The 5,151-nt window shown below is 31.0% G+C and carries 5 protein-coding genes; all 5 read right to left on the reverse strand.

Annotation, left to right across the window (positions count from 1 at the left end; all coding sequences use genetic code 11):
• Nucleotides 1–32 precede the first annotated feature (32 nt).
• The 5 genes from CKF59_RS03685 to CKF59_RS03705 all read right to left on the reverse strand — a co-directional run bounded on the left by CKF59_RS03685 (nucleotide 33) and on the right by CKF59_RS03705 (nucleotide 4,921).
• Nucleotides 33–1,118, reverse strand: coding sequence for a hypothetical protein (locus CKF59_RS03685; protein ID WP_119534632.1), 1,086 nt, complete (start codon nucleotides 1,116–1,118; stop codon nucleotides 33–35).
• Between the two features lie 3 nt (nucleotides 1,119–1,121).
• Nucleotides 1,122–1,337 carry a hypothetical protein gene (locus tag CKF59_RS03690; RefSeq protein ID WP_119534633.1) on the reverse strand — a complete coding sequence of 72 codons (216 nt, stop codon included), beginning with the start codon at nucleotides 1,335–1,337 and terminating at the stop codon, nucleotides 1,122–1,124.
• Nucleotides 1,338–2,057 (reverse strand): pseudouridine synthase, encoded by a 720-nt coding sequence (locus tag CKF59_RS03695; protein WP_119534634.1) that lies wholly within the window; start codon nucleotides 2,055–2,057, stop codon nucleotides 1,338–1,340.
• 6 nt (nucleotides 2,058–2,063) lie between these two features.
• Entirely contained in the window at nucleotides 2,064–4,391 is a 2,328-nt protein-coding gene (locus CKF59_RS03700; RefSeq protein ID WP_119534635.1) for a ribonuclease R family protein, read from the reverse strand.
• An 80-nt stretch (nucleotides 4,392–4,471) separates the two neighbouring features.
• Nucleotides 4,472–4,921 (reverse strand): hypothetical protein, encoded by a 450-nt coding sequence (locus CKF59_RS03705; RefSeq protein WP_119534636.1) that lies wholly within the window; start codon nucleotides 4,919–4,921, stop codon nucleotides 4,472–4,474.
• Nucleotides 4,922–5,151 lie beyond the last annotated feature (230 nt).

The raw sequence follows: 5,151 nt of genomic DNA on the forward strand, positions 1-5,151 counted from the left end.
CATTCTTAATTACTCTATATAAAAGGTATGATTTAGAATTGTACTCCCCAACCAATTTGCGTAAAATTATAGCCATCAGTTGAAGATTGATTCGTGGTATTTTCTAAAACTCTAGAATGGTCTGCATAAATAAAACCATATTTTAGAATATTAACTTGAGCACCAAAAGTAGCTATTCTTTGTTTAAAGCTATTATGAGCTTCAATGCTCCCACCTAAAACACTTCTCGCTTCACGATCATTTTTATTATCAACTTTATTATAAGCATAGCGTGCATAAAGTTTTAAATAATCAAGCGGTGAAACCGTTAAATTATAAATTACCCCATAAACATTAGTTTTCGTTAGAGAACTATCAGAATAATCAAAAGTTCTTTGATGGGTTTTATAACCTACTACTTTTAATTCCACTAGGTCTGCGTAATTGTATGCTAAACCTAAAGAATAAGGGTGAGTTTTAAAACGATAGCTATCGCTTACAACTTGCTTTTGTGAAGCATATAATGCTAAGACTTTAAGCTGTTGGTTCTCACTTAAATTAAACTTCCAATTAATATTACCAGCTATTTGTGAATAATAACCGTAATCATTGGTTGCATTATGCACAAAACTAAAACCATAATCGTAGTACTTATCTTTACTACTTACATATTTCCACATACCTTGATGATAGGTATCAGAAGCTATAGTTAATGGTAAATAGTTGGTAGAACTGATTCCAAAATTTTGTGATCCAAGGAAGTAATCTTCTAAAATCCCTGAAGTTTTACCAATGGATGTTTGTCCTAGTTGTGGACTTTTTAAGAATACATAATATTGACTTGAAGAAAACTTAGAATTATCTTCACGATTTAAATTATTATTTGTATCTAAAACATAGCGTCCAACATAAGTAGCACCTAAGTATACATTATTGATTTTATAAGAAGGTGTTATCGCTATAAAACTATGCTTAAATCCATCAAGATTAGGATAATAATCTTCACTAAAATTTAGTGCCGATAATTGTAATCTGCTATTAAGATCTAGAGTAAAATTATTATGTGTAAAAGTTAAAGCACCAGCAGAAGTAACACTAAACCCTAATAAAATACTAGAAAAAATACTTAACTTTTTCATTACTTACTTCTTTAATTTTTCAAGTAGCTGCTTATTTAATTCAATCGAATTTTTTAATAAAGAGCAAGCTATTACTAGCTGTTCATTTAAATTTGTATTAGTTTGCATTAAATTATCAAACTCACCAATTAACTCTTCAAATTTTAGCGTAAACTCTGAATTAAGTTGTTGATCTTGAGTTGATGATAATTCTGCAAAACTTATCTCTTTTTCAGACACTCACTTTTCTCCATATACTAATTCTAAAGCTTGAGGAACTGATAATTCAAAATACTCACCTTCAGCAAGATCCGCAGGTAAATCAAGGTTACCAATAGAAACTCTGTGTAAATCAATAACCTTATTATTTAAAGCTGCAAACATTCTTTTAACCTGATGGTAACGACCTTCAGTAATAGTTAAATATACTTGAAAAGGATTATCTGTAAACTCAATTATGCCTGGTTTGGTTTTGTCGGTTTCACCGTGAAGCAAAATTCCTTCAGTAATAACTTCTTGATAACTTTCAAGAGCTGGCTCTTCTAAAGTAACAAAATATTTTTTACTTACATGTTTTCTTGGTGAAGTTAATTGATGAGAAAAATTTCCATCATCAGTAATCAACAAAAGTCCTGTGGTATCTTTATCTAAACGTCCAACAGTATGAAATTGATGATAAGTAGATGGTAACAGATGAAAAACATTTAAACTCCCATAAGGATCATTATTAGCACAAATAACCCCTTTAGGTTTATGAAATACTAATACCTTAGGGTGAGCAAAGTTAATTTGCTCACCATCTACTATAATTTCAAGATTATCTAAACTAAATTTTTCAGAGACTTTAGTGCAAGTTTGACCATTTACAATTATGAGACCATTTTTTGCAAGTTTTTGTACTTCACTACGTGAGAGGGAAGTATTATCTGCAATTATTTTATCTAAACGTAATAGTTTCATGGTAATTTATTTTTGCTTGCGTTTTCTCGGTTTTTTATAACTTTTCTTTTTATTAAAAGTCTTAGGTTTAGATTCAGAATGATCAGTGCGTCCTAATTGAGTTACATACCTCTCTTTAGGAGCAGATTTTGCAGATACCTTTTGTGTATTTAATACAAACTCGATACGACGATCATGTAAAGATATTTTATGGACACGAATTTTGAGTTTGTCTCTTAATTCGGTATTATTTTTTACTTTTTCAAGTAAAGCTTTATCTTCACCTGAAAAAGATAAGAAACCATCAATTTGGAACTCTGGAATGGTTAAAAATAGTCCGTTCTTGGTAATCGTGGATACGATTGCCACAAACTCTTTACCTATGTATCTTTGCATAAATCTACACTTAATCCAATCTAAAAAGTCATAACATGCCTTTTCAACTTTGAACTCAGTGTTAGAACAAGTTTCACATAGAGCATCCATACGCTCATCTTGATATAAAAATGCTCCTTGGCTATAGCCAATTTGTGGAACCTTAGCAAAAATAATTGCTTTGATAACTCGATGTAATAATAAATCAGGATAGCGTCGAATTGGACTCGTAAACTGAGCGTACTTATCAAGAGCTAACCCGAAATGTCCATGAGAGTCAGTTTCATAAACAGCTCGAGGTAGAGAGCGTAACATTTGTGTGTATACCAGTTCTTTTTCACTTGGTAAAGTATCAATTACTTTAGCTAAGTTTTGATAGTCCTTAGGTTGTGGAAACGGAGGTACTGCTAAATTAAAGTTAGCAAGATAATTATTTAGGGTTGTAATTCTTTCAACAGTCGGAATGCTGTGATTACGATTAGGAGCAGCAACTCCATGGTCGTAAACAAATTTAGCAGCTGCTACGTTTGTTATTACCATGAGTTCTTCAATCATTTTATGAGCATCATGACGTTGAACAAAATACATTTCAGCAATAGAACCATCAGGATTAAATCTAAAATGTGGTTCTGAAGTTTCTAAAGCTATAGCTCCACGTTCTTCTCGGGCTAAAGTTAATTTTTGATATAACTTATATAAGGATCTTAAATCTTGATTTAACTCTGCCGTTGAATTAGTTAAGTTCGTAAAGTCAGAATTTATAATTTCCTGCACTTGATTATAAGTAAATCTATTTTTACTAATAATACATGCTTGATAGAAATCATAAGTTTTTAATTTACCTTTGTTGTCGATAATCATTTCACAAACTAAGGTAAATCTTTTTACCTGTGGATTAATCGAACATAAACCATTCGACAACTCTTCAGGTAACATTGGAACTACACGAGTTGGAAAATAAATCGAAGTTGAGCGTTGAGCAGCACTTTCTCCTAATGGTGTATTTTCTCTTACGTAGTAAGATACATCGGCAATTGCAACATATAATCTCCAACCACTTTTATCAGTTAGTTGTTCACAATATACGGCATCATCAAAGTCACGTGCATCTTCACCATCGATAGTGACAAAGTTTAAATGGGTTAAATCTTTACGTACATTTAGATCATACTCAGGAACTTCTTCACCAAAGCTTTGAGCTTCTGCAACTACATCATCAGCAAAGGCTACTGGCAGTTCAAATTTACTTAATACAGATTCAATAGTATTTTCTACTTCTGAATCTGAATTAAAAATACGTTCAAGAACATATTCATGGTTTATAACTACAAAACCACCACGCTCAGCAAAAGCAAAATTTCTTACTTGACGAATAATCCCAAGATATCCTTCTTTGCCTTTAAATTCCTCGATCGCTCTTTGGGTAGCTGTAAGGTTAATTAAATCAATATGATCACCGTTTGGTACATAAGCTACAAATAGTTTGTTGACAAACTTATTAGTATTACGTCTTACATCACAAACTCGACGATCATTTGCAAGTTTTTTAAAAATAAATACATTCGCTGACGAATCTGCATTATTTTTATTTAAGTTCGAATAAAAAATATCTCCATCCAAAAAATGATTTGCATCAACGATGTTTCTTGGAATAAAGATGTCAGTTTCTTTCTTTTCTTTCTTGAAAAAATCGCTGTTAGCTTCAGCTTCAGTTAATTCACTTGCAAAAGCTACCCCTGAATTAGTTACCGATATTCTATAAAGAGTTAGAGGTTTTTTTGTAGGGTAAACATAATACCCAAAAGCTCCTGCATATAACCAATTTAAGTTTCTTAAGCTCGAAATAACTTCTTCATAAGAAAAATTAGAAAACTCTGAGAAATTAGTACTTAGTTCTTTATATAAGCTCTCTAAAGATCTAAATACTTTTGTTTTAAAAAATTGTTTTACGTTTTTTGTGCTTAATTGTGATGTGACCATTTATGACTCATCAAATTAATAAAGTGGAAAGGAAAGAGCAAAATAAAAGCTAATCTCAAAGAGATTAGCCATTTTGACATCTACTTATTGACTACGCTGTTAGTAAATCCTACCTCACGCTCAACATTTTTTACATGTTCACGTTCATAAAAACGTCTTAATGGCGTTGAAGGATCGTGTGTAAGATAATTTATTTTAGTATTTATATCATAGGTAAACACTTTTAACTGTTTAATCCTTTCAGAATAAATACTTCTAACAGCACCATCAGACTTGACTATTACTGTCTCAGGCTCATAGCATTGATCAAAAGTTTGAAAAACTAAATCATCAATTTTTTTAGCGATAAACCCGTTTTCATACTCAGCAGAGGTAACAAACTTATTAGTTAGGATCTCTAAACGATCTTTTTTTCTAATAGCTAGCTTAGCTATTAATACATCTAAATAATTCTCTGCTAAGGTAATAGGGTCTGGTAAATTATTTTTACGTCTTTTACGACGTTTACTTTTATACTCGATTTCAGACATTAGACATCACTCAAAGAAAATTTTCACTTTGCTATAGTGAATAGTATAAATTGATGAATAAATTGTGTAGCCGAGTTATATTAAGATTAACTAAGTATCGACTATCAATATAAATTTATGAGTTTAGATACTATGGCTAATATGCTAAATCGCCCTTTAATTATACCAAAAAATTAATACTTTTTGTAAATTTTAGCGACAAAATAAACACCTTATTCAAGAGAATAAGG

The sequence above is a fragment of the Psittacicella gerlachiana genome (genome assembly GCF_003585965.1).
In the GTDB taxonomy this organism is placed as follows: domain Bacteria; phylum Pseudomonadota; class Gammaproteobacteria; order Enterobacterales; family Psittacicellaceae; genus Psittacicella; species Psittacicella gerlachiana.

What these genes read in the sequence shown, in the direction of transcription:
- CKF59_RS03695 (WP_119534634.1), bottom strand. Translation starts at nt 2,057, where the DNA reads ATGAAACTATTACGTTTAGATAAAATAATTGCAGATAATACTTCCCTC.
- CKF59_RS03700 (WP_119534635.1), bottom strand. Translation starts at nt 4,391, where the DNA reads ATGGTCACATCACAATTAAGCACAAAAAACGTAAAACAATTTTTTAAA.
- CKF59_RS03685 (WP_119534632.1), bottom strand. Translation starts at nt 1,118, where the DNA reads ATGAAAAAGTTAAGTATTTTTTCTAGTATTTTATTAGGGTTTAGTGTT.
- CKF59_RS03705 (WP_119534636.1), bottom strand. Translation starts at nt 4,921, where the DNA reads ATGTCTGAAATCGAGTATAAAAGTAAACGTCGTAAAAGACGTAAAAAT.